The organism is Pimelobacter simplex (assembly GCF_024662235.1).
Lineage (GTDB): Bacteria > Actinomycetota > Actinomycetes > Propionibacteriales > Nocardioidaceae > Nocardioides.
In genome coordinates, this window is sequence record NZ_CP096276.1 from 4,749,800 (window position 1) to 4,774,759 (window position 24,960).

The 24,960-nt window shown below is 72.7% G+C and carries 20 protein-coding genes; 4 read left to right on the top strand and 16 right to left on the bottom strand.

The annotated features are described in order from the left end of the window. Positions 1–2 precede the first annotated feature (2 nt). Positions 3–761 carry a hypothetical protein gene (locus tag M0M48_RS23270; RefSeq protein ID WP_257752946.1) on the bottom strand — a complete coding sequence of 253 codons (759 nt, stop codon included), beginning with the start codon at positions 759–761 and terminating at the stop codon, positions 3–5. A gap of 120 nt (positions 762–881) precedes the next feature. On the opposite strand from M0M48_RS23270, the gene M0M48_RS23275 reads away from it, so the two are divergent. Beyond that, on the top strand, positions 882–1,643 hold the full coding sequence (locus M0M48_RS23275) for an SDR family oxidoreductase (protein WP_257752947.1): 762 nt from the start codon (positions 882–884) through the stop codon (positions 1,641–1,643). Between the two features lie 21 nt (positions 1,644–1,664). Here M0M48_RS23275 and M0M48_RS23280 read toward each other — a convergent pair whose 3' ends face one another. Further along, positions 1,665–4,646, bottom strand: coding sequence for a S8 family peptidase (locus tag M0M48_RS23280; protein WP_257752948.1), 2,982 nt, complete (start codon positions 4,644–4,646; stop codon positions 1,665–1,667). Between the two features lie 123 nt (positions 4,647–4,769). On the opposite strand from M0M48_RS23280, the gene M0M48_RS23285 reads away from it, so the two are divergent. Next, positions 4,770–6,455, top strand: a complete 1,686-nt coding sequence (locus M0M48_RS23285) for a lipase family protein (protein WP_257752949.1) — start codon at positions 4,770–4,772, stop codon at positions 6,453–6,455. Here the strand turns inward: M0M48_RS23285 and M0M48_RS23290 are convergent. From M0M48_RS23290 to rocD, 6 genes are read right to left on the bottom strand one after another with little or no spacing between them, the layout of a single operon-like run. After that, entirely contained in the window at positions 6,428–7,507 is a 1,080-nt protein-coding gene (locus tag M0M48_RS23290) for a VanZ family protein (RefSeq protein ID WP_257752950.1), read from the bottom strand. The genes M0M48_RS23285 and M0M48_RS23290 overlap by 28 nt on opposite strands. A gap of 4 nt (positions 7,508–7,511) precedes the next feature. Continuing rightward, positions 7,512–8,189: a histidine phosphatase family protein gene (locus tag M0M48_RS23295; protein WP_257752951.1), complete on the bottom strand. Its 678-nt coding sequence runs from the start codon at positions 8,187–8,189 to the stop codon at positions 7,512–7,514. An 8-nt stretch (positions 8,190–8,197) separates the two neighbouring features. Beyond that, positions 8,198–9,241, bottom strand: a complete 1,044-nt coding sequence (locus M0M48_RS23300) for a phosphotransferase family protein (RefSeq protein ID WP_257752952.1) — start codon at positions 9,239–9,241, stop codon at positions 8,198–8,200. Then, positions 9,234–10,007 (bottom strand): SDR family NAD(P)-dependent oxidoreductase, encoded by a 774-nt coding sequence (locus tag M0M48_RS23305; RefSeq protein WP_257752953.1) that lies wholly within the window; start codon positions 10,005–10,007, stop codon positions 9,234–9,236. The genes M0M48_RS23300 and M0M48_RS23305 overlap by 8 nt, the downstream gene beginning before the upstream one ends. Before the next feature lie 30 nt (positions 10,008–10,037). Then, positions 10,038–11,312, bottom strand: a complete 1,275-nt coding sequence (locus M0M48_RS23310; RefSeq protein ID WP_257752954.1) for a Glu/Leu/Phe/Val family dehydrogenase — start codon at positions 11,310–11,312, stop codon at positions 10,038–10,040. Next, positions 11,309–12,580, bottom strand: coding sequence for an ornithine--oxo-acid transaminase (rocD, locus tag M0M48_RS23315; RefSeq protein WP_215812228.1), 1,272 nt, complete (start codon positions 12,578–12,580; stop codon positions 11,309–11,311). The genes M0M48_RS23310 and rocD overlap by 4 nt, the downstream gene beginning before the upstream one ends. A 75-nt stretch (positions 12,581–12,655) precedes the next feature. Here rocD and pruA point away from each other — a divergent pair, with 75 nt between their 5' ends. Both pruA and M0M48_RS23325 read left to right on the top strand, forming a co-directional pair. Next, entirely contained in the window at positions 12,656–14,329 is a 1,674-nt protein-coding gene (pruA, locus tag M0M48_RS23320; protein WP_257752955.1) for an L-glutamate gamma-semialdehyde dehydrogenase, read from the top strand. A gap of 51 nt (positions 14,330–14,380) precedes the next feature. Next, positions 14,381–15,232 carry a MurR/RpiR family transcriptional regulator gene (locus tag M0M48_RS23325; protein ID WP_257752956.1) on the top strand — a complete coding sequence of 284 codons (852 nt, stop codon included), beginning with the start codon at positions 14,381–14,383 and terminating at the stop codon, positions 15,230–15,232. A 46-nt stretch (positions 15,233–15,278) separates the two neighbouring features. Here the strand turns inward: M0M48_RS23325 and M0M48_RS23330 are convergent, their stop codons facing one another. From M0M48_RS23330 to M0M48_RS23365, 8 genes are all read right to left on the bottom strand, one after another. Beyond that, the gene (locus M0M48_RS23330) at positions 15,279–17,342 is read right to left on the bottom strand and encodes a serine/threonine-protein kinase (RefSeq protein ID WP_257752957.1); all 2,064 of its coding nucleotides are present in this window, start codon (positions 17,340–17,342) and stop codon (positions 15,279–15,281) included. A 44-nt stretch (positions 17,343–17,386) separates the two neighbouring features. Then, a complete protein-coding gene (locus M0M48_RS23335) occupies positions 17,387–18,481 on the bottom strand; it encodes a branched-chain amino acid ABC transporter permease (RefSeq protein ID WP_215812224.1) in 1,095 nt (364 codons plus the stop codon). Next, positions 18,478–19,353, bottom strand: coding sequence for a branched-chain amino acid ABC transporter permease (locus tag M0M48_RS23340; RefSeq protein WP_257752958.1), 876 nt, complete (start codon positions 19,351–19,353; stop codon positions 18,478–18,480). Before M0M48_RS23340 ends, M0M48_RS23335 begins: the two co-directional genes overlap by 4 nt. Beyond that, the gene (locus M0M48_RS23345; protein ID WP_215812222.1) at positions 19,350–20,084 is read right to left on the bottom strand and encodes an ABC transporter ATP-binding protein; all 735 of its coding nucleotides are present in this window, start codon (positions 20,082–20,084) and stop codon (positions 19,350–19,352) included. The genes M0M48_RS23340 and M0M48_RS23345 overlap by 4 nt, the downstream gene beginning before the upstream one ends. Before the next feature lies 1 nt (position 20,085). Continuing rightward, positions 20,086–20,835, bottom strand: a complete 750-nt coding sequence (locus tag M0M48_RS23350; RefSeq protein WP_215812873.1) for an ABC transporter ATP-binding protein — start codon at positions 20,833–20,835, stop codon at positions 20,086–20,088. Beyond that, positions 20,832–22,040, bottom strand: a complete 1,209-nt coding sequence (locus M0M48_RS23355; RefSeq protein WP_257752959.1) for an ABC transporter substrate-binding protein — start codon at positions 22,038–22,040, stop codon at positions 20,832–20,834. Before M0M48_RS23355 ends, M0M48_RS23350 begins: the two co-directional genes overlap by 4 nt. A 113-nt stretch (positions 22,041–22,153) precedes the next feature. Then, a complete protein-coding gene (locus M0M48_RS23360) occupies positions 22,154–23,479 on the bottom strand; it encodes an aspartate aminotransferase family protein (protein ID WP_257752960.1) in 1,326 nt (441 codons plus the stop codon). Continuing rightward, positions 23,463–24,947 carry a GMC family oxidoreductase gene (locus M0M48_RS23365; RefSeq protein ID WP_257752961.1) on the bottom strand — a complete coding sequence of 495 codons (1,485 nt, stop codon included), beginning with the start codon at positions 24,945–24,947 and terminating at the stop codon, positions 23,463–23,465. The genes M0M48_RS23360 and M0M48_RS23365 overlap by 17 nt, the downstream gene beginning before the upstream one ends. Positions 24,948–24,960 lie beyond the last annotated feature (13 nt).

The window sequence follows — 24,960 nt, forward strand, 5'->3', positions numbered from 1 at the left end:
CGTCAGGGGTGACCGATCGCCAGCGACGACGACCCGGCCGGCGGGATGTTCTTCCACAGCGCCGCCGAACCCGCGGTGGCACCGGTGACCTGGACCGGGTCGTCCTCGTAGAAGTAGTCGAGGGTGGTGCACATGGACCCGGTGGGGATCGTGGACACGACCAGACCGGTCGACGACGCCTTCGCCTTGAACACCTGCGTCAGGGGGTCGAACGTGCCAGTGATCCAGCCGGTGCCGGTCGTGGTGGTAGCCGTGTCGGTCGCACCGCCGATGTAGAACTTGCAGCCGGCCACGTCGACGTACGCCCGGATGTCGTAGATCTTGGCGGGATACTCGGCGATCGCCCGACGGCTGGAGGTGCCCGTCGCGCTCGGGACGACGACGGGGTCGCCGGTGATGGCGAACTTCCAGGTGCCCAGCGGAGTCACCGTGGAGGGCCAGACCGGGTGCGAGCAGCCACTGCTCATCGTGCCCATCGAGGCGGCCGCCGGGCCGGTGCTCCCGGTCGGCGCCGCGTAGGCGCGGCTGGTCCCCGGGCTGGTGACGGTTCCACTCAGGGTCGCCGACGTGCAGCTCAGCGAGAACGGCCCCAGCGGGAAGTCGATCTTGATGGTCCCCTGGTTGACGAAGCTGACCGCCGGTCCGCCGCTCGGCTTGTAGGTCGTCCAGGCCTGGGCCGAGGTCCCGGTCAGGGCCAGCAATGCGCTGGTCGCGGCGGTCACGGCCAGCACGGCCCGGGTGACGCGGTGAGTGATGGCCATGGGGGGTCTCCTCGGGTGCGGCGGATCCACCACTGTCAGAGTCCGGGGGCGCCGCGTCAACGCCCACTCATCGATCCCTCACCAAGTCCGGACGCCCGTCCGGTGGGCCACACTGACCCCATGGCGAAGACGATCCTCATCACCGGCGCGTCCAGCGGCCTCGGCGCCGAGATGGCCCGCCAGCTCTCCGACCTCGGGTACGACGTCGCGCTAGCCGCGCGTCGTACCGAGCGGCTGGAGGAGCTGGCCGGCGAGATCACCGCGAAGCACCCGGAGCGCAAGGTCGCCTACCGGGCGCTCGACGTGACCGACCACGCCGCGGTGTTCCGCGTCTTCGGTGAGCTGCGCGACGAGCTGGGCCGGCTCGACCGGGTGGTCGTCAACGCGGGGCTCGGCAAGGGCGCCAGGCTGGGGACCGGGCGCTTCGACGCCAACCTGGAGACGGCGATGACCAACTTCGTCGGCGCGCTCGCGCAGACCGAGGCGGCGATGGAGATCTTCCGGGCCCAGGAGGCCGGGCACCTGGTGATGGTGTCGTCGATGTCGGCGATGCGCGGGATGCCCTCGTCCATGACCACGTACGCCGCCACGAAGGCGGGCGTCGCCCACCTGGCCGAGGGGCTGCGGACCGAGCTGCACGGCACCCGGCTGCAGAAGAAGATCAAGGTGACCGTGCTCTACCCGGGCTACATCCGCTCGGAGATGAACGACCAGGTCGAGCAGTCGACGCCGCTGATGTCGTCGACCGAGAAGGGCGTGCGCGCGATGGTCGCCGCGATCGAGAAGGAGGTCGCCGACGCGTGCGTGCCGCCGCTGCCGTGGGCGGCGATGGCGCCGGTGATGAAGCACGCGCCGCTCGGGGTGCTCAAGAAGCTGATCTGAGCACCCCGGGCGGCGACGTCCTCAGGGCGCGGTCGCCGTGTCCACGTACACGTACGTCGAGCTCGGCGCCCCGTCGTACCCGAGCAGCCCGAAGTAGTGCGCGTCCGCGTCGAGCCCCGTCCACGACAGGTCGAACGAGGTGTCCTTGCCCGTGCTCACCGGGACCGGGTCAGGGTCGACCTTGAGGTTGCCGACCGAGGGCGAGCCGCCGAGGTCGTAGACCCGCAGCGAGTACGGCACGGGGGTGCCCTGGTCGCCGGCGGCAAAGGCGTCGACCTCGACGAGGTAGGTGCCGGCGGGGGCGTTCTCGAGCGAGAAGGTCTCGCCGGAGGACGGCGTGGCGATCTCGCCGGCGACGGCGGTGACCGAGCCGGGGTCGCAGGTGCGCGACTTGTAGACGTACATGTCGAGGTCGCTCTTGGCGTCGGGGGCGACGAGGTCGAACTGGGCGAGGTCGTTGCCGGCGCCGATGGTGACGCACTCCAGGGCGTAGTCGCCGACCTCGATGGTGCCCTCGGCCACCTGACCCTTGACCAGGCCGGCGCGGGCGACGGCGAGGTCGCCGGTGAAGCCACCGGTGACGGGGACCGTGACCGAGCCATCGGTGCCGGTGCCGGCGACCGAGGTGGGGGCCTTGACCGAGACCGGGCGCAGGGCGACGGGGAGGCGCACGGTGGTCGGGCCGGTGAGGGTGATGTGGCCGAAGGCCCACTCGCTCAGGGGCGCGGTCGTCCGGTCGAATCGGAAGTCGATCGACGTCTCCTGGCCGGCCCGGCGGGCCGTGACGGTCGAGCGGCTGGCGCTGCTCCGGAAGCCCGGTACGTCGACCTTGACCCGCCAGGTGCCGCGGCGCGCGGCGGTGAAGGTGCGGCTCAGCGTCGCCGACGTCATCACGTGGCCCTCGGCGAGCGAGGGCAGGTTGACGGCGTTGGGGGCGAGGGCGGGGACGCCGGTGTCGAGGCCGAGGCCGGTGACGTAGCCGCGCCACTGCTCCCAGTCGGACAGGACGAACAGGCCCGGGTCGAGGAACTCCTTCGGGTCGACGTGGCCGGCGCCCTGGGCGAACAGGTCGCGGGAGCGCTTGCCGGAGGCGTCCTTCAGGTCGTAGGCGGTGGTCATCATCGCGGACTTGATCTGCATGGGCGTCCACGCCGGGTGCACGCCCTGGACCAGCGCGGCGAGGCCGGCGACGTGGGGCGCGGCCATCGACGTACCGGAGTAGAGGTCGTAGTCGCGCCCGTGGTTGGACGGCGGCGCGACCGCCGCGAGGACCGAGACACCGGGCGCCGCGACGTCCGGCTTGAGCAGGTCGCTGTCGTCGGAGGCGGCGGGGCCGCGCGAGGAGAATCCGGCGATCTGCGGGACCGGGGTCACGGTGCCGGTCTGGTTGCCGAGCACGAAGCTCACCGTCGCGTCGGCTCCGGCGGCGGCGAGGTAGGCGCTGACCTTGGGGGCGTCGACGTGCGACACGTGCACCGTCGGTACGGCGTGGAAGTCGGCGTCGAGGCTGCCCTCGGTGACGTTGACCAGCAGCATGCCCACCCCACCGGCCCGCTCGACCTCCTCGCTCTTCACGACCCGGTCGACCCCACCGCGCTCGCAGACGACGACGGTGCCGGCCACCTTGGCCGGGTCGAGGCTGTCGGGCGCACAGAGCGCGGTGCCGTCGCCGGCGTCGGCCGCGGAGACGAGGCGGGTCGAGGGCAGCGCGGTCGCGCTGATGGAGGCGCCGACGAGCTTGTCGCCGTTGCCGAGGACCGCGGTGTTCTCGAAGCTGTGGTGGGTGCTGGCCGCGACCGTGGTCACCCACGGGCTGTTGTGGGCGACGGTCGAGGCGCCCGGGCCCTCGTTGCCGGCGGAGGCGGCGACGAAGACGCCCGCCTCGGCGGCTCCCTCGAAGGCGATCTCGGCCGCCTCGAGCGTGGTGTCGGTCGGCCCGGAGATCGAGTAGTTGAGCACGTCGACGCCGTCGGTGACCGCCTGCTCGATCGCGGCGACCAGGTCGGACGTCGTCCCGGAGGCACGACCGTCCTCGGTGGCCCAGAGTGCCTTGTAGACGGCGATCTTGGCGCCGGGCGCGACGCCGCTGATGTCGCCGAACCTGATCCCCTCGGTCGCGACACCCCGGACCGGGTTGCCGGCGGCGGTGGACGCCGTGTGCGAGCCGTGGCCGTTGCCGTCGCGCGCGGAGAGGTAGTCCTCCTCGAGCGTGCGGTTCTCGCCGTAGCCCTTGACGAAGGAGCGCGCCGAGATGAGCTTGCTGTTGCAGTCGGTGACGGCGAACTCCTCGCCGACCTCGCACTCGCCGCGGAAGAGGTTGCCGTCGGACTTCTTCATCGACGTGACCCGGCCGTTGACCTTGAGCCCCCAGCGGCCCTGCGGCTTGGTGGTGAGCGGCTTGCCGGAGAACGACTTCGACTCGGGCCAGATGCCGCTGTCGATGACACCCACGACGACGCCGTCGCCGGCGCGGTCCTGGCCGCCGACCTGCTTCCACACACCGCGCTTGCCGGTCAGGCCCAGGAAGTCCGGGGTGTTCCAGGTGTCGGCGTGGACGATCGTGTCCTTCTGGACCATCAGCACACGGCGGTCGGTGGCCAGCTCGGTCGCCTGCTTGGCGGTGAGATCGGCGACGAAGCCGTTGGCCGAGATCGTGTAGTGCTCCTCGACGTCGAAGCCGAGGTCGTCGGCGAGCCGGTCGTGGCTGCCCCGCAGCTTCTTCGTGTACGACGCGACGCCGCTCCCCTTGGCGTCGAACTGCTTGCCCGTCGCCGCCCGGGTCTTTCCGTACGTCGACGCCCCCGGCGCCGCGAGCATCACGACGTAGCGCCCCGCCTGGTAGCGGGTCAGGTCGTCGCGCTGCGCGGTGAGTCCGGCGCCGTCGTCCGCGCCGGGACCGGGATCACCCGGTCCGGACGGGTCCGCGAGGGCCGGTGAGCCGAGCGTGAGGGTGAGGCCGAGCACCGATGCCGCGGCCACCACGAGTCTTCCCGAGACGTGCATGAAGTTGTCCTCCGGTCCGAGATGGCGGCAGGCTGGAGGAGCCTGCCGTGGCGAAGATCGTCCGCCACGCGTCACACCCAATCGGCGGTCGGGGCCGCTCGTCAAGGGCCTACGCTGCGGTGCGTGGCGATCCCCCCAGCCGTGCTCACCGTCCTGCGGACCTCGGTCGCCCTCGCGCTCGTGGCGCTCGGCGCGGTGCTCGCGGTGCGGCCGTTCGCCTCGCTCGCGGTGCTGCTCCTCCTCGTCGTGGTGGGCCTCGTGGGGCTCGCGGCCGGTGAGCTGATCGACCTCCCCGACGACCCGGTGCACCGCCGGATCGGCCTGGCTCGGGCCGGACTGGCGCTGCTGGCGGCCGTGGTCCTCGTGCTGTGGACCGGCGCCGGGATCGTCGCCGTCGTCCTGGTCGTCGGCGTCGGCCTGCTGGCGCACGGCGTCCTGGACCTCTGGACCGCCCGGCGGCTCCGCGGCACCGAGCGCTGGAACACCGCGCTGGGCGGCGTCGCCTCGGCCGCGCTCGGCCTGCTCGCGCTGGCCTGGCCCGACGTGAGCGTCGTGCTGGTCGGGGTGCTGTTCGGCGTCCGGCTGGTGCTGCTGGGGGCGCGGGTGCTGACCGGCCGCAGGCGGAACGGCCGCAGCGTCGCCGGCAGTGCGCTGGTCGCGGCGCTCGCCCTGGTCCTCCTGGCCGCCGGGCTCACCCTCGACCGCGCCGCCCCGCGGCCGGACGCCTTCTACACCGCGCCCGCCACCGTGCCGTCCGAGCCGGGCCGGCTGGTGCGCAGCGCGCCGTTCACCCGCGACATCCCGGACGGCGCGCAGGCGTGGCGGATCCTCTACACCACCACGCGCGACGACGGCGTGCCCGCGGTGGCGAGCGCACTGGTCGTCGTCCCCCGGGAGCGGCGCGGTCCGCTGCCCGTGGTCACCTGGGCGCACGGCACCACCGGCATCGCGCGCGGCTGCGCACCGACGCTGCTCGACCCGTTCGCGTCCGGCGCCTTCTTCGCCATCGACGAGGTGCTGGCGCAGCGGTGGGCCTTCGTCGCGACCGACTACGTGGGGCTGGGGACCGCGGGCCCGCACCCCTACCTGATCGGGCAGGGCGAGGGACGCTCGGTGCTCGACGCGGCCCGGGCCGCGCGCGAGCTGGCCGAGGCCGGGCTCGGCGAGCAGACGGTGGTCTGGGGACACAGCCAGGGCGGGCACGCGGCGCTGTGGGCGGGCGCCCTGGCGCCGTCGTACGCGCCGGACGTACGGCTCGACGGCGTCGCGGCACTCGCTCCGGCCGCCAACCTGCCGGCGCTGGTCGAGAGCCTCGACGAGGTGACCGGCGGCGAGATCTTCGGGTCGTACGTGATCGACGCCTACGCCCGTGCGTACGACGACGTACGGCTCGCCGACTACGTCCGCCCGATCGCACGCCCGATCGTGCGCGAGATCGCCGCGCGCTGCCTGAGCGAGCCGAGCACGCTGATCTCCGTCGCCACGGTGCTCTCGCTCGACAAGTCCGTCTGGTCGGGCGATCCGAACCAGGGCGCGCTCGCCGCCCGGTTGCGGGAGAACGTGCCCGCCGGCCCGATCACCGCGCCGGTGCTGCTCGCGCAGGGCGCCGACGACACACTCGTCACGCCCGCCGCGCAGGACGCGTACGTCGCCGAGCGCTGCGCGGACGGGCAGGCGCTCGACCACCGCAGCTATCCGGGGCGCGACCACCTCAGCCTGGTCGCGGCCGACTCGCCGGCCATGGCCGACCTGCTGGCCTGGACCGAGGAGCGGTTCGCCGGTCAGCCCGGCCGCGACACCTGCTCGTAGGCCCGCGGCTGCACGATCTCGAGGTCCATCCCGGCCACCGTGTGCGACAGCCCGCGGTGCTCGCGTCCGCCGGCGGCCGCCGCGACCGAGATGATCCCGAACAGCAGCAGCGCCAGGCCCGACCACGCCTGCGGCGTCGCCATCAGCGCGATGAGCGGGCCCACCCCGGTGAGCAGCTTGAGCACCCGCCCCAGGAGGGTGGGACCGCGCCGGGCCACCGCCCGGACCGAGACCGCCCACTCGCCGACCGTCCGGCCGCCGAGCAGCACCGCCGCCGCCTCGACCGCGGCCGGAACCCCCCACTGGAGCAGGCGTTGCGGCTGGGCGCGGAGGTCCTCGAACTCGACGCCGACGACATAGAGCTGGAACGCGCGGTAGGCGACGACGAGCGCCGCGCCGGTGAGCACGACGAACAGGACGTCGCACACCATGCCGATCATCCGGCGGCCGAACGTGATCGACGTCGGCCACACCACCTCGGGCCGGGTCCGGCGGATGAAGATCGCGGCGACCAGTGATCCCGCCGTCGCACCGAGGGTGTTGAGGATCAGGTCGTCGACGTCGAAGAGCCGGTAGGCGCAGTCGTAGAGGTGCCACACGCCGGTGGTCTGGGTGGTCTCGATGAGCAGCGAGACCCCGAAGCCGAGCACCGTCGCGACGACGAAGCCTCGCCGGGCGATCCGGCGTACGAAGTAGCCGAGGGGGACGAACAGCAGCACGTTGAGCGCGACCTGCAGGAACGCCGGGTCGCGCACCAGCGCCGACAGCCCGGCCCGCGAGCCGCCGTCCCCCCAGGCGATCGCGCCGATGGTGTCGAACGGCGTCGTCTGCCGGCCCACGCACGTGAAGTCGCCGTCGACCGGCATCGGGAGCAGCGTGTAGGTCCACAGCGCCAGTCCGTAGACCGCCACCGCCAGCAGGGTGAGCAGGTCGCGCGGACCCAGCCGGCCGTCGCGGCGGTACTCCACCGCCGCGACCGGGAGCAGCAGCACGACGGCCACCACGCTGCCGAGCGCGGTGGCGATGAAGCCGTTCATCACCTGGTCGGACATGGGCTCACCGGTAGGTCAGGAGGTCCGTGCCCACGTGGGGGTGCTCGTTGAACGTCAGCAGCCGCGCGCCCGTCTTGCCGACGATGACCCGGCTCACCGAGGTGTTGGCGATGACCGTGTTGAACCGCGCCCACACCTGGCCGAGCAGCGTCTCGGCCCCCGCCTCCGGTACGACGAGCAGCGCGGCCAGCGCGGCGATCACGCCCCCGGACGTGACGACGAGCGTGGGCCCGGGGTGCGCGGCGGCCGCGTCGAGGGCGGCCCGGGCGCGCGCGACGAAGTCGCCGTAGGGCTCGGGGTAGCCGGCGTCGGGACCGGCCGCGGACCAGTGCGCGGTGGCGATCTCGAACTGCTCCTGGAAGGCGCGGCGGTCGATGCCGTGGTCGACGACACCGCCGGTGAGCGCGGCATGGCGCGCCAGCACGGCGGTGTGGTCGAACTCCGCCCAGTCGGGGTCGACCTTCGCGGTGACCGCCAGCCCGGCGCCCTCGGCGAGGGCCTCCCAGGTCTCGCGGTGCCGGCGCATCCCGCCGTGCACGGCGGACCCGGGCAGCGGCCCCTGCTGGGCGGCGAGCCAGCGGCCGAGCGTGCGGCCCTGCTCCCACCCGGTCTCGGACAGGACGTCGTAGTCGTCGGCGCCGAAGGACGCCTGGCCGTGGCGGACCAGCAGGAGGACTCCCATGACGCCCCCTAGCCGAACAGGATCCGGCGGCAGCGCGCCTCGAGGTAGCCGACGGCCGGACCGAACGCGGCGTACGCCTCGTTGGTGGTCTGGCCGGTGGCGTAGCGGTACCAGATCTGCTGGGCGATCACGGCGAGCCGGAACAGGCCGTAGACCTCGTAGAACCGCAGCTCGTCGTCGGTGAGGGTCAGGCCGCGGCGGGCCAGGTAGGCGTCGACGAGCTGGCGGCGGGTCCACATGCCCGGCGTGGTCGTCGGCTGGCGGCGGAACGCGAGGAAGAAGTCGTCGTCATCGGCCTGGACCCAGTAGGCCAGCGTGCAGCCGAGGTCCATCAGCGGGTCGCCGACGGTGGCCAGCTCCCAGTCGAGGACGCCGACGACGCGCGTCGGGTCGTCCTCGGCGAGGACCAGGTTGTCGAAGCGGAAGTCGTTGTGGATCATCGCCGAGCCGGCGTCGGCCGGCTGGTGCTCGGCGAGCCATGTCGTGATGTCGGACCAGTCACCGGTGTCGTCGGTGCGGGCGTTGGCCAGCCGGGTGGTCCAGCCGCCGATCTGGCGGGCGACGTACCCGTCGCCCTTGCTGAGCGCGGCGAGCCCGGGGACCGTCGCGACGTCGATGTCGTGGAGCGCGACGAGCGTGTCGACCGCCGCGGCGCAGAGCGCGGACGCCTGCTCGGGGGAGACCTCGAACCCGAAGTCGCGCCGCGGGATGCGCCCGTCGAGGCGCTCCATCACGTAGAGCTCGCTGCCGATCGGGCTGTCATCCTCGGTGGCGTAGGCGACCATCGCCGGCACCTGGGGGAACACGGGCGCGAGCGCGTCCTGGATCCGGAACTCCCGGCCCATGTCGTGCGCACCCCTGGCCTTGGTGCCCACCGGCGGACGGCGCAGGATCAGCGCCGGCCCCTCGGCCATCGTCAGCAGGTAGGTCAGGTTCGAGGCGCCGCCGGGGAACTGCCGCACCTCGGTGATCAGGCCGCGCCCGAGCCACGCCTCGACGGCGGCGACGTCGAAGGCGTCCTCGTCGCGGACCGGACGGGAGTCGTCACTCATCGGCGATCGCCTCCAGCTTGCGGGCCTGCGCGCGCATCACCGCGTCGTACGACGCCCGGTCGGTCACCTTGAGCGCGTAGGCGCCACGCGCCGCCTCGTCGGGAACGATCAGCTCGTCCCCCGCCGCGACGCCCGCCAGCACCGCCGCCGCGATGTCGTCGGCACTGATCGGGCTGTCCTCGACGAGCCGCGTCATCACCGTCTGGAGCGCCGTGTCGCTGCCCTCGGCGTGGGCCATCAGGTTGGTGCGGAAGTACGACGGGCACACGACGTGCGCCGTCACGCCGTAGGACGCCAGCTCGTGGCCGGTCGTCTCGGTCAGCGCCACGACCGCGGCCTTGGTCGCGTTGTAGCCCGCCATCCCCGCCGGGTGCACGAGCCCCGCGAGCGAGGCGATGTTGACGATCCGGCCGCTCCCCTGGCGCTTGAACAGCGGCGTGAACGTCGCCGTACCGCGCACGGCGCCGAGCAGGTTGATCTCCACCAACCGCTGCCACTCCTCGATCGGCGCCACGTCGAGCCGCCCCCCGCCCGCGATGCCGGCGTTGTTGACGAGCACGTCCAACCCGCCCCACGTCGCCTCGACGTGCTCGCGCGCGGCCGCCCAGTCGGCGTCGCTGGTGATGTCGAGCGCGAGGATGCCCTCCCCCGCGGCCCGATCGGTGCGCAGCACCTGGGCGCCGTCTGCCTCCCAGGCGGCCGCGAGGGCCGCGCCGAGCCCGGAGGCGGCGCCGGTGACGAGGACTCTCAGTGGTGCGTCGGTCACCCGGCCGACATTAGTGCGTCCGCCTGCCGGCTACGGGTAGAGCCCCCGCGCCAGGTGCGCGTTCGCGACCGTCTCGACCGCGAGCGTGGTCGCCGCCTGGCGCAGCGAGATGTCCCGCCGCTCGGCGTACGCGACGACGCCCTCCCAGGCGACCTGCATGCGCTCGGCGAGGCGGGCGTTGACGTCGTCCTCGCTCCACCAGTAGGCCTGGTTGGCCTGCACCCACTCGAAGTAGGACACGATCACGCCGCCGGCGTTCGCCAGGATGTCCGGTACGACGAGCGCCCCGGCGTCCGCGAGCACGGCGTCGGCCGCGGGGGTGGTCGGGCCGTTGGCGCCCTCGGCGATCACGCGGGCCCGGACCCGGTGGGCGTTGTCGGCGTTGATGACGGCCTCGACGGCGGCCGGGACGAGCAGGTCGACGTCGAGGTAGAGGAGGTCGTCGCCGGCGTCCATCGGCTCGGAGGCGGCGAAGCCGACGACGCTGCCGGTGCTGTCGACGTGCGCCATGAGGGCCGGTACGTCGAGCCCGGCGGGGTCGTGGACCGCGCCGTACTGGTCGCTCACGGCGAGCACCCGCACGCCGGCGTCGGCGAGCAGGCGGGCCGCGTCGCGGCCGACCTTGCCGAAGCCCTGCACCGCGGCCGTGGCGCCGCGGACGGTGATGCCGCGGTGGCCCAGGGCGGCGAGCGCCACGTGGACGACGCCGCGCGAGGTGGCGCTGGCGCGACCGAGGGAGCCGCCGAGGGCGACGGGCTTGCCGGTGACGACGCCGAGCACGGTGTGGCCGCGGTTGACCGAGTAGGTGTCCATCATCCAGGACATGACCTGCTCGTCGGTGCCGATGTCGGGCGCGGGGATGTCGGTCGTCGGGCCCAGCAGCGGCATCAGCTCGGAGGTGTAGCGCCGGGTGACCCGCTGCAGCTCGCCGCGCGAGTACTGGCGCGGGTCGAGGGTGACACCGCCCTTGGCGCCGCCGTAGGGGATGTTGACCAGCGCGCACTTCCAGGTCATCCACATGGCGAGCGCCCGGACCTCGTCCAGCGAGACGTGGGGGCTGAACCGGACGCCGCCCTTGGCCGGGCCGCGGGACAGGTTGTGCTGGACGCGGTGCCCGATGAGCACCTCGACGCTGCCGTCGTCGCGGCGCAGCGGGACCGACACGGTCACCTCGCGGCGCGGGGTGGCGAGCATGTCGAGCATGCCGGGACCGAGGTCGAGCAGCGCGATCGCGTCGGCGAGCTGGCTGCGCGCGGCGACGAGCGGGTTCCGGTCCTGGACCGGGGCCGCGAGGGTGGCGGTCATCGGCGCGCTTCCTCCAGCACGGTGCGCAGCGTGGTGACGAGCAGGTCGATGTCGGACTCGGTGGCGACCAGCGGCGGCGCGAAGCGCACCGTCGAGCCGTGCGTGTCCTTGGCCAGGATCCCGTGCCTCATCAGGCCCTCGCAGACCTGGCGGCCGGTGAGCAGGCTCGGGTCGACGTCCACGCCGGCCCACAGCCCCCGCACCCGTACGGCGACCAGGCCGCTGCCGATCAGCTCGCGCAGTCCGGCCTCGAGGCGGGCGCCGAGCACCTGGGCGCGCTCCTGGAACTCGCCGGTGGCGAGCAGCTGGACGACCTCGTGCCCGATCGCCGCGGCGAGCGGGTTGCCGCCGAAGGTCGAGCCGTGCGTCCCCGGCCGGACGACGTCCAGCACGGCACGGTCCGCGGCGATGGCGGAGACGGGGTAGAGCCCGCCGCCGAGCGCCTTGCCGAGCACGTAGATGTCCGGGACGACGTCGTCGTGGTCGCAGGCGAAGGTGCGTCCCGTGCGGGCCAGGCCGGACTGGATCTCGTCGGCGACCATGAGCACGTTGCGCTCGGTGCACAGCGCGCGCAGCGCCGGCAGGAAGCCCTCCGCCGGGACGACGACGCCCCCCTCGCCCTGGATCGGCTCGAAGAGCACGGCGACGGTCGAGTCGTCGATCGCCGCGGCGACGGCGTCGATGTCGCCGTAGGGGACGCTGACGAAGCCGGGCGTGAACGGGCCGTAGTCCGCGGTCGCCTCGTCGTCGTCGGAGAAGCTGACGATCGTCGTGGTCCGGCCGTGGAAGTTGCCGTGCATCGTGATGATCTTCGCCGTGCCCGGCGTGACGCCCTTGACCTGGTAGCCCCACTTGCGGCTGACCTTGATCGCGGTCTCGACGGCCTCGGCGCCGGAGTTCATCGGCAGCACCATGTCCTTGCCGGTGAGCCCGGCGAGCGCCTGCGCGAACGGGCCGAGCTGGTCGTTGAAGAACGCCCGGCTGGTCAGGGTGAGGCGCTGGAGCTGGGCGGCGGCGCGCGCGACCAGACGCGGGTGGCCGTGGCCGAAGTTGAGCGCGGAGTAGCCCGCGAGGCAGTCGAGGTAGCGGTTGCCCTCGACGTCGGTCACCCAGGCGCCCTCGCCGGAGGCGAGCACCACCGGGAGCGGGTGGTAGTTGTGCGCGGCGTGCGCCTCGGTCAGCGCGAGGTGGGCCTCGGTCGAGCCCTGGCCGGCGCCCTCCGGCGGCGTCGTCCCGGGCGTGCTGGACACAGCGGTGGTCGTCGTCATGCAGATAGAATGATTCATTCCACTTTGGTTCGCAAGGGGCTATTCTGAAATCTCTGTTACGAAGGAAGGAATCCCGTGGACTCGATCACCCGTGTGCCGGCGCCCGTCAACGAGCCGGTGCTCGACTACGCCCCCGGCAGCCCCGAGCGCGCCGCGCTCAACGCCGCTCTCGCCGACCTGGCGAGCCGCTCCGAGGAGCTCCCCCACGTCATCGGCGGCCGGCCGGTCACCGGCACGGGCGCGCCGATCGAGGTCCGCTCGCCCCATGACCACAAGCTGCTCCTGGGCACCCTGCGCAACGCCACCACGGAGGACGCGCACGCCGCCGTCGCCGCCGCCCGCACCGCGGCACCCGCCTGGCGCGCCCTGCCGTACGACGAGCGCGCGGCCGTCTTCCTCCGCGCCGCCGACCTGCTGGCCGGCCCGTGGCGGGCCCGGCTCGTGGCCGCCACCATGCTCGGGCAGTCCAAGACGTCGTACCAGGCCGAGATCGACGCGGCCTGCGAGCTCATCGACTTCTGGCGCTTCAACGTCCACTTCGGCCGCGAGGTGCTCGCCGAGCAGCCCGTCGCCAACAGCACCGGCATCTGGAACCGCACCGACCACCGCCCGCTCGAGGGCTTCGTCTACGCGATCACGCCGTTCAACTTCACCGCCATCGCGGCCAACCTGCCCACCGCGCCCGCCCTCATGGGCAACACCGTGGTCTGGAAGCCCAGCCCCACCCAGCAGCGCGCCGCCTCGCTGACCATGGACCTGCTGCGCGAGGCCGGCCTCCCGCCGGGCGTCATCAACATGGTCACCGGCAACGGCCTGGCCGTCAGCGAGGTCGTGCTCGACCAGCCCGACCTGGCCGGCATCCACTTCACCGGCTCCACCCCGACCTTCCGGCACCTGTGGCGCGAGACGGCGCAGCGGCTGGACACCTACGCGTCGTACCCGCGGCTGGTGGGCGAGACCGGCGGCAAGGACTTCGTGCTCGCCGCCCCCGACGCCGACCCGGTCGCGCTGCGCACCGCGCTGATCCGCGGCTCCTTCGAGTACCAGGGCCAGAAGTGCTCGGCCGCCTCGCGCGCGTACGTCCCCTCCAGCCTGTGGGAGCAGATCCGCGACGACCTCGCCGAGACCGTCGACGCGCTGCCCATGGGCGACGTGCGCGACCACCGCAACTTCATCGGCGCGGTCATCGACGAGCGCGCGTTCGCCAAGCACCGCGCCGTCCTCGACGAGGCCCAGGCCGACCCGAAGGTCGAGGTCGTCGCCGGCGGCACGTACGACGACAGCAAGGGCTGGTTCGTCCGGCCCACCGTGCTGCGCATCGACGACCCCGAGCACCCCGCGTTCAGCACCGAGTTCTTCGGGCCGATCCTGGCCGTCCACGTCTACGACGACAGCCTGCCCGGCGCCCTCGACGCGATCGCCGACCTCGTGGACGCGACGTCGCCGTACGCGCTGACGGGGGCGGTGTTCGCGACCGACCGCACCGTCGTCCACCGGCTCTCGGAGCGGCTGCGCTTCGCGGCCGGCAACTTCTACGTCAACGACAAGCCCACCGGCGCCGTCGTCGGCCAGCAGCCCTTCGGCGGCGGCCGTGCCTCGGGCACCAACGACAAGGCCGGCGCCGCCACCAACCTCCTGCGCTGGACCAGCCCCCGCTCGATCAAGGAGACCTTCGTCCCTGCCGTCGACCACGCCTACCCGCACATGCAGGACCCCCGCGAGGTCGACCTCACCGACCGGGTCTGGTGATCTGGTGCTGATCGGGCCGGGCCGGCACGCCCGCGTTGATAGGTTCGGACAGTGACGGACATCCCTGGTGGGCATGCGTCGGTGCGCAAGCTGCTCATGGCGACCCTCGACGAGCTCAGCAACAGCGAGCGCAAGGTCGGCCGAGCGCTCCTCGCGCAGTACCCGACCGCCGGCCTGACCACGGTCGTCGACCTCGCGTCGGCGGCCTCGGTCAGCCCCCCGACGGTGGTGCGCTTCGTGACCCGCCTGGGCTTCCCCGGCTTCCCCGCCTTCCAGCGGGCCCTGGTGCACGAGCTCAACGGCGAGCTGGGCTCGCCGCTGAAGCAGTACCCCGAGAAGGTCGGTCCCTCCGAGGAGGGCGTCCTGACCGAGACCCACCAGGCGTTCGCGGCGATGCTCTCGGCGTCGTACGACGAGCTGCCGGAGTCGGAGTTCGCCAAGCTGGTCAAGCTCCTGTGCGACCCGGGCCGCGAGGTCCGGGTCGCCGGCGGCCGGTTCAGCAGCTCGGTCTCGGAGTACCTCGTCGCCCACCTGCGCCTGCTTCGCTCGGGCGTCCACCACGTCAGCAACGACGACCTCGATCGTCGTACGACGATGGCGGACGCGTCGGCCAGCACGGTGTTCGTGATCTACGACTACCGCCGCTACACCGAGCAGAACCTCGTCTTCGCCGAGCGCATGGCCGCCCGCGGCGCGACCGTCTGCCTGATGACCGACAACTGGCTCTCGCCGATCGCCAAGATCGCGCGCGTCGTCCTCCCGACCCGCGTCGACTCGGCCTCGCCGTTCGACTCGCTGGTCGCGTCGATGGCGCTCACCGAGAGCATCGTCGCGGCGGTCGCGGCCGAGCTCGGCGAGGCGGGCGTCAAGCGGCTGGAGCTGCTGGAGGAGTCCGCGGAGTAGCCCCCCCCCCGCGAAGTGCGGGGGAGCAACCCCCGCACTTCGTGGGTCACCTGACGATCGCGAACCCGTCGTCGCACTCGGGGGCGCAGCCCAGCTCGCCCCACTGCTCCGGCTCGCCGAAGGACGTCCCGTCGGAGAGCTGGACCCAGAGGACGAGGCCGTCGTCCTTGGCGCCGTTGTTCTCGCGGTAGCGGAGGGTGACGAAGTCGGCGTCGCCGTCACCGTCGACGTCGCTGAGGCCCTCGCCGGCGATGCCGCTGTCGTAGAGCGCCTTGCGGGCGTCATCGGTGGCGACCTGGGCGGAGAACCAGCGGGTGCGGGGGGCGACGGTGTCGTCGACGATGTCGTAGACGAAGATCGCCCGGCCGGTGGCGTTGGCGGCGACGAGCTCGTCGGCACCGTCGTGGTCGACGTCGCCGGGGAGCCAGGAGACGAGGAGCGGGTTGACGGCGGCGCCGCCGATGACCTTGCTGCTGGCCTCGACGAGCTTGCCGTCCTCGGGCCGGAGCACCCGCATGATGTTGGCCTCCTGGGCGTCGTCGCGGGCGAAGTAGACGACCTCGTCCTTGCCGTCGCCGTCGAAGTCGCCGGCCACCGGGAGGCTCTGGGACAGGGGCGCGGTGTACCACTGCTCCGGGGCTGCGAAGGCCTTGTCCCCGGCGAGCGCGACGTGCAGGCCGTCGGCGTCGTCGGAGGCGTCGCCGAACAGGATCAGGTCGTCCTTGCCGTCGCCGTCGAGATCGCCGGCCGCGGCGTTGAAGTCCTTGATGTCGAACGCCGGGTCGAGGTCGAGCTCGGCCGTCCACCGCTCGCCCTTGCCGGGCACGACCACGATGCTCATCCGGTCGTCGTCCTCGTCGAGCCACACGACATCGGTACGACGGTCGCCGTCGACGTCCGCGAGGAGCGGGCGGCCGACCTCGGCGCCGGCCCGGAGGGGCGAGCCGAACTGGACGCCGGTCGACGGCACCGTCCAGGTCGAGAGCGGGCTGAGCGCCTCGAACCGGGTCTGGTGGATCAGTACGTCGCCGTAGTCGTCGCCGGTCAGGTCGCCGGCGATGCCCGCGTCGGGCTCCGCGGCCGGCTCGTCGTCGTCGCGGGTGAGCAGCCAGCCGGTGATCCCGCCCGCGACGAGGACGAGCGCGAGCGCGACGATCCCGGCCACGACCAGCGGACCTCGGGAGCGCCGCGACGACGAGGACGGAGCCGACCGCGGCGGCGGAGGCGGGGGCGGCGGCCCGGCCGGAGCGCCCTCGAGGGTGTCCGGCGGGGCGAGGGCGGCGAGCCGCTCGAGGTCCTCGCGGAAGGCGGTGGCGTCGGGATAGCGCCGGGCCGGGTCCTTGGCCAGCGCCCGGCCGAGGACGGCGTTGACCTCGGTGGTGAACGCCGAGTCGCCGGCGAGCCGTGGGATCGGGGCCTGCTGGTGGGCGAGCGCCACCTGGACCTCGCTGCCCTGGTACGGCTCGCGCCCGGTCAGGCAGGCCCACAGCACGCAGCCGAGGGCGTAGACGTCGCTCGCGGGCGAGGCGGGCGCGCCGTCGGAGCGCTCCGGCGCGAGGTAGGACCAGGAGCCGGCGACGGTGCCGGCCGCGGTGGGGGCGGGGCTGTCGATGCCGTCGGCGCGGGCGATCCCGAAGTCGCACAGGTAGCCGTGCTGGTCGGGGGTCCCGGGGTCGCGGATCAGGATGTTGGACGGCTTCACGTCGCGGTGGACGACGCCGGCCCGGTGGGCGTCGGCCAGTCCGCGCGCCAGCTGGGCGCAGAGCTGGAGTGCCTGCCGGGCCGGCATCGGGCCGCGCTCGCGCAGCCAGCTCCACAGGTCGCGGCCGTCGACGTACTGCGTGACGATGTACGGCGTCCCGTCGACCTCGTCGTGGTCGTGGATCGTGATCACGTGCGGCGAGTCGAGCCGGGCGAGGACCGCGGCCTCGTCCTGGAAGCGCTGCCGGAACTCCGGCGACCGGGCGAGCGTCCCGGTGATCACCTTGACCGCGACCGTCCGCTGGAGCCGCGGATCGGTCGCGGCGAAGACGACGCCCATGCCGCCCTGGCCGAGGACCCGGTCCAGGTGGTATCGGCCGAGCTGGTCGCCGACGCTGGGCACGCGCATGAGATCTCCCCCGAGGTGAGTGGTCAGACGCGCCCCATTGTGACTCAGCCGCTGACGCTGCCCACCGGCTCCTCGGTCCGCGTGGCGACAGGCGCGGTGCCGTCACCCGCCGCCCGACGGGTACGACGACGCGGGATCCGCAGCTCGCGCACCCCCATCAGCCCGTACGGCCGCTTGATCAGCACGAGCAGCAGCACGGCCGCGACGATCAGGTCGGCGACGCCGGCCGGCAGCTCGTTGCCGCCGGTGAACTGCCCGTCCTGGAAGCGCCGCAGCACCTCCTGCAGCGCGCTCACGGCCAGGGCGCCGACGACGGCGCCGCTGAGCGAGAGGTAGCCGCCGAGCACGATCATCACGACGAACGAGAAGGTCGCGGTCAGGAAGAACCCGTTGACGTTGAACGACGTGAGGTAGCCCGCGTAGAGCGCGCCGGCCAGGCCGCACACGAGCGCGCTGAGCACCCAGGCGGTCGCCCGGTGCCGGCCCACGGCGATGCCGGAGGCCTGCGCGGCCCAGAAGTCCTCGCGGGAGGCGCGCAGCTGGAGGCCGCCGCGCGAGCAGCGGTAGAGCCAGGCCACCACGACGGCGCCCGCGGCGACGCCGAAGGCCCACCAGGTCGTCGTCCCGCGGGGGATGCCGATCATGCTCGACGAGCCGCGGGTGACCTCGGTCCAGCTGTTGAGGACGTTGTAGGTGATGAGCAGCATGGCCAGCGTCGCGATGCCCGACTGCAGGCCGCTGAGCCGGGCCACGACGGGCGCGGTCACCAGGCCGACGACGGCGGCGACGAGACCGCCGGCGAGGAGCGCGACGGGGAAGCTGCTGTGCACCTCGGCCAGCCACGACAGCCAGCCGGGCAGGTCGGAGAAGAGCGTCTTCTTCAGCGGCACCGGGATGGTCAGGTACGCCGTCGTGTACGCCCCGGCCGCCATGAACATGACGTGCCCGAACGACATCACCCCGGAGTTGCCGGAGAAGACCGACAGGCCGACCACGAAGACGACCGAGACGAGCGCGAGCGTCGCCACCCGCGCCGTCGTGACGTCGCCGGTGACGCCGACGAGGGCAGCGAGCAGGACGAGGCCGACGAGGATCACGGGCGTCTGCACCGCGGCGAGGACCCGGTTCTGGTTCTTCACGAGACACGCACCTTCGCGCCGGAGAGGAGGCCCTGGGGCCGGACGACGAGGACCGCGATGAGCGCCGAGAACAGGAAGGCGTCACGGAACGCGATCAGGTCGGTCGGCAGCAGCGACTCCAGGAGCGCCGTGGCCGCACCGAGCAGGAAGCCGCCGAGCGCGGCGCCCTTGAGGCTGCTCATCCCACCGAGGACGGCACCCACGACGCCGATGAGCATCGGCTGCAGGCCCATGTCGGCGCCGACCGAGCCCTGGCGAGCGACGAGCACCGCGCCGCCGATCGCCGACAGCACACCGACGATGACGAAGGCGGCGGGGATGACGAGGTTGGCCTTGACGCCGAGGCTCGCGGCCATCCGGAAGTCCTCGGCCGCGGCACGCAGCTGGATGCCGAGGCTGGTCCGGCCCATCAGCCACGCGACCACGAGCAGCATCACGCCGCACAGCACGAGGGTGACGAGGTCGAGCACGCTGACGTCGGCGCCGAGGATGTTCACGCGGTGCGACAGGAAGCGCTCCGGCGGTACGCCGCGGGTGCGGGGCAGCACGGTCATCCGGGCCAGGCTCTGGAGCGCGAGGCTGACCGCGAAGGACGCGATCATCAGCGTCACCGGGTCGGCGTTGCGCAGCGGGTGGAAGGCGAGCCGCTCGCTGATCAGCGCCACCACGACGGCGAAGACGATCGCCATCAGGAGCGCGAACGGCCAGGGCTGGTCGCGGAACAGGTACATCGCGAACGCGCCGGCGAGGATGAGCTCGCCGTACGCGAAGTTCATCAGGCCGAGCACGCCGAACAGCAGCGCGACGCCGATCGTCAGCAGGGCGTAGAGCGCGCCGAGCCCGACCGCGTTGATCAGGAACTCCAGGATCATCGGGAGACACCCACTTCAGCAGGAGAGAAGCCGAGGTAGTCGACGACGGCCGGCATCCGGCCGAGCTCGGCCGCGGTCCCGCTGCCCAGCACCTTGCCGGGTGCCTGGAGCACGTAGGAGCGGTCGGAGACCTCGAGCGAACGGACGGCGTTCTGCTCGACGAGAAGGATCGTCATGCCCTGCTCGCGCAGCGCGACGACGACGTCGAAGATCAGGTCGACGACGATGGGCGCCAGGCCCAGCGTCGGCTCGTCGAGCAGGAGGATGCGGGGGTTGAGCAGGAGCGCCCGCGCGATCGCGAGCTGCTGCTGCTCACCACCGGAGAGCAGGCTGGCACCACGGTTCCAGTAGGTGCGCAGGATCGGGAACCGCTCGAGCTCGCGCTCGATGTCGGCCGCCACCTGCGCCTTGTCCTTGCGGGTGACCGCGCCCAGGCGCAGGTTCTCGCCCACGGTGAGGCTGGCGAAGATGCCGCGGCTCTCGGGGACGTGCGAGACGCCGGCCCGGATGGTCGACCACGACTTGCTCGCGACCGAGGTGCCGTCGACGGTGATCGAGCCGGACGCCACGGGCACCTCGCCCATGATCGCCTTGACCAGGGTGCTCTTGCCGGCCCCGTTCTGGCCGATGAGCGAGACCAGCTCGCCCTCGCCGACCTCGAGCGAGCAGCCCTGGACGGCCCGGACGGAGGAGCCGTACTGGAGGTGGACGTCCTCGATGCGCAGGACCATGTCAGTGTCGCTTTCCGAAGTAGATCTCGATGACCTGGGGATCGGAGCGGACGGCCGCCGGCTCGCCCTCGATGACGGTCCGGCCGCTGTCGAGGACGTGCAGCCGGTCGCAGGTGCCCATCACCACGGACATGTCGTGCTCGACGAGCAGGACGCCGCACTCGCGCCGCTGCGCGAAGCCGCGGATCGCGGTGATGAGCTCGACCGCCTCGGTCTCGTTCTGGCCCGCGGCCGGCTCGTCGAGGAGCAGGAACCGCGGCCGGGCGGCGAGCGCGCGGGCGATCGCCGTCGTACGGACCCGGCCGGCCGTGAGCTGCTCGGCCCGGTCCTGGGCGACGCCGTCGAGCGCGAGCTCCTCGAGGATCTCCTCGGTGAGCGCCCGCGCCTCGCGGCGCCGCAGCCCGGCGCCGAGCGCCGCGGCCTCGACGTTCTCGCGGACCGTGAGCCGGCCGAAGACGCGCCCGCTCTGGAAGGTCCGTACGACGCCGCGCCGGGCGCGCTGCCGCATCGAGTGCCGGGTGAGGTTGACGTCGTCGAGCCAGATCGTCCCGGACGTCGCGCGCAGCATCCCGCTCAGCAGGTTGAGGGTGCTGGTCTTGCCCGAGCCGTTGGGCCCGATCAGGCCGAGCACCTCACCGCTGCGCACCTCGATGGAGACGCCGTCGACGGCCTTGACGCCGTCGAAGTGGATCCCCCCGTCGGCCATCCGCAGCACGGATGACCGACGGGAGAGCTGGGTGACGGTGGTCATGACGCGCAGGAGTTGCCGTCGCCGACGTCCGGGATGGAGTCGACGCGCTGCTGTCCGGCGAAGGTCATCGCACCGTTGGCGACCTGGACGACGGTCATCGGCATGTCGATGATCTTGTGGCAGGTCGTGGAGAAGTAGGCGACGTCGCCGATCGGCGTCTTCACCGAGCCGTCGCCCTCGAGCGCGGCCTTGAGGTCGCTGCCCGAGAAGGACTTCGCCTTGCCGGCGGCGTCCGCGATGGCGGAGACCATGTTGTAGCCGAGCAGCGCGTAGCTGGACGCCGGCTCGGACTTGTACTCGGCCTGGTAGTCCTTGACGAAGGCGTCGAGGTCGGCCGAGTCGGCGCCGGTGCAGTACACGTAGCAGGCGAAGCCGGTGTAGTAGATGTCGCTGGCCTTCTCACCGACGACGTCGAGCAGCACCTGGCCGTCGAGCGCGGCGGGCCCGACGATCGGGACGGTCACGCCGGCCTCGCGGAGCTGGCGGATCGCCGTGGCGCCACCGGGGTTCCAGCTGGCGACGTAGACGAAGTCGGGCTTGGTCGACAGACCCTTGAGCCGGCTCGCCTGGCTGCTGATGTTGACGTTGTCGCCGCCCGGGAAGGCGTCGTCGCCGACGATCTTGCCGCCGAGGTCCTCGAACTTCGCGGTGAAGTAGCGGCCGGCCGACTTGGTGTACTCGATGCTCTCGTCCTGCAGCACGTACGCCGTGCGCCAGCCCTTCTCGTAGGCCCAGGCCGCGCCCGAGGAGCCCTCGACGTCGCTGCCCGCGTTGGCGGAGAAGACGTAGTCGCCGAGCGTCTTGGTGTCGGCCATCTTGGGGTCGCCCGCGCAGATCGAGACCGAGGGGATCTCGGAGGCCTGGGCGACCGAGGCGCCGGGGGCGCTGAGGTCGAAGTCGCAGGGGGTGACGAGCAGGTCGATGCCCTCGGCGATGAGCTCGGTGGCCGCGGTGCCGACGGTGTCGGGGTTGGAGCGGACGTCCTTGCTGATCACCTTGATCTTCTTGCCGTCGATGCCGCCGCCGTCGTTGAGCTCCTTGATCCGGAGCAGCGCGGCGTTGCCGGGCTCGACGTCGAACGGCGCCATGTTGCCGCTCTGGCTGAGGGCGAAGCCGATGACGAGCTGGTCGTCGTTCCCGCTCGCGGAGTCGGAGCCGCCGGAGCAGGCGGCGGTCAGGACGAGGGGGGCGACAGCAGCCGCCACCAGGGCCTTACGGCCTGAAAAAGGGCGCGCGAAACCAAGCATGGGTCCTACCTAGGGTGAGAAGAGGTGGGGTCGGAGTGGTGGTGGAAGGGGCGAAGCGCCGAGGGGACGAGCTAGGAGACGGCGGCCCGCAGTGCGACCCGGACGCACTCGATGGTGGTGGCGACGTCGGCCTCGGTGGTGGCCGCGTTGAGGCGGCGGTCCCCGGTCGGGAACGCCGGCTCGAGGACGCCCTGGGCGAGCAGCGAGGCGTGGTAACGCCCGTACATCTCGCCGTCGGACTGCATCGCCTCGCGGAAGTTGGTGGGGAGCTCGGGACGGAAGTAGACGCACCACTCCGAGCCGAGGCCGGTCACGGTCGCCGGGGCGCCCGTCTCGGCGATGGCGTCGGCGATGCCGGTGCGCATCTGCTCACCGCGCGCGTAGAGCGTGGTGAAGATGTCGTCGCTCTCCATGATCTGCATGGTCTTGTTGGCCGCGGCGAGCGCGTACGGCGAGGCGTTGTACGTCCCGTCGATCGTCGCCTCGGTCTTGCTGTAGGCACCGAGGTGGCCCATCAGCGCGTCGATCCCGGCCAGACCGGCGAGCGAGTAGCCGTTGGCGACGGCCTTGCCGAAGGCGGTCAGGTCGGGCGTCACGCCGCAGATCGACTGGTAGCCGCCGATCGCCGCGCGGAAGCCGGTCTTGACCTCGTCCATGACCATGACGACGCCGTGGGCGGTGCAGAGCTCGCGGAGCAGCTCGAGGAAGCCGGGCGCGGCCGGGACGCAGCCGAAGCTGTGCACGTAGCCCTCGGTGAACGCGGCGGCCAGCTGGTCGCCGTACTGGTCGAAGGCGGCGCGAAGGCCGGCCGGGTCGTTCCACTCGACGACGACGACGTCGGCGACCACGGCCGGGTGCAGCCCGCCGCCGTTGGGGGTGTTGAGCGCCGAGCCCTCGGTGAGGTCCTTGCGCGAGCTGCCGACGGCGACGTGGTCGTTCCAGCCGTGGTACGAGCCGTGGAACTTGAGGACCTTGAGCCGGCCGGTCGCGGCTCGGGCGACGTGCACGGCGTGCATGGTCGCGTCGGTGCCGGAGGTGCAGAAGGCGACCTTGTCGGCCGACGGCATGACCGCGCAGATCCGCTCGGCGAGCTCGGCCTCGCCGGCCTGGGGGCCGACGCCGGTCAGGTCGCAGGTGTTGGCGGCGGTCAGCACGGCCTCGTTGACGCGCCGGTCGCTGTGACCGAGCACGATCGGGCCCCAGGCGTTGAGGTAGTCGACGTACTGCCGGCCCTCCTGGTCCCAGATGTAGGCACCCTGGGTGCGGACGAAGACCTGCTTCCAGCCGACCCGGTGGCCCGACGAGACGCCCCGCGGTACGACGGCCTCGGAGCGCCGCCAGGTCGCGGCCTGGTCGGCCGCCTGGTCGGTGGTGGTGGGCTCAGACAGAGTGGACACGGTCGGGGGCTCCTTCGGAGGCGGCGGCGGAGGGGGTCAGAGCAAGGTCGGCGAGCAGGGCGGCGCTGAGCCGCTCGGCCACCATCACCACGGGCAGGTGGGTGTTGGCGGCGGGCACCTCGGGGATGACCGAGCAGTCGAGCACCCGGACGTTGTCGAGGCCGTGCACGCGGCCGCGCTGGTCGACGACCGCGCCGAGGTCGTCGGCGCGGCCCATCCGGGCGGTGCCGACGGCGTGGAAGTAGTCGCCGATCGACGAGGTCAGCCAGGCGTCGTACGTCGCCGGGTCGTCGAGCGCCGACACGTGGGTGCCGGCGGCGTCGATGAAGGCCTCCTCGACGATCTCCTGGAAGGGCGCGGTCGCCAGCAGCCGGCGCGCGACGTCGACCGCCTCGCGCATGACCTGGCGGTCGCGGTCGGTGGTGAGCATCCGCTCGGCGATGACCGGCGGGCCGGTGGGGTCCTCGGGGTTCAGCCGGACCTCGCCGGTGGAGGTCACCGTCATCACCGCGGCCATCACCACGGCGTGGTGGGCGGGCGAGGTCTCGGAGAGCGCGCCCTGCATGGGCAGCACGTGGATGTCGCCGTCCTCGATGCTGGACGACGTCCGCACGACCGCGTTGATGCACGGCTGCCCGGCCCGCACCTCGCGGGCCTCGGGGCGCAGCGCCAGCAGGATCGAGGCGGCCGGGTGGTCCTGGAGCCCCTTGCCGACGCCGGGCCGGTCGCAGCCGCTGCGGAGCAGGATCGCCGGGGTCTCGACGGCCCCGGCGGCCAGCACCACGTGGTCGGCGGGCAGCGGGGTGCCGTCGACCAGGACGACGCCGACGACGGCGTCCCCCTCGCGCAGCAGCCGGTCGACGCGGGCCTCGGTCCGCAGCTCGACGGTGCCGCGGTCGAGCGCGGGCCGCAGGTAGACCTCGGCGCTGGAGCGGCGGCCGAGCGCGTCGGCGTTGCGCCACAGCGTGCCGCCGCCGTCGTCGGGGGTCAGGGTGTCGACGCCCGTGGTCAGGCCGAGCGCGCCGGCGGCGTCGACGAGCGCCCGGTCCATCGGCGTGTAGTCCTCGGCCGGGGTGGCGACCAGGTCGCGGGCGAGCCGCTCGAAGGTCGGCGCGACGGCGTCCCAGGACCAGTCGTCGAGGCCGTAGTGCTCGGCCCAGCGGTCGTAGTCGCGCGGCAGCCCGGGCAGGGCCAGCATCGCGTTGACCGACGACGAGCCGCCGACACCGCGGCCGCGGTGGTACTGCCGCGGCGCGTCACCGGCGAGGCGGGTGGCGACCAGGCCCGGGTCGAAGGCCTCGGGCGAGACCATCGCGTCCATCCAGTTCGCCGAGGCGAGCCGGGTGCCGGTCGCGGTGCCCTGCCAGTCGGGGCCGGCCTCGAGCAGCACGACCTCGTGCTCCTCGCTCAACCGGGCGGCGGCGACGCAACCGGCGCTGCCGGCTCCGACGATGATGATGCGTGCCATCTGCTCTCTCCGT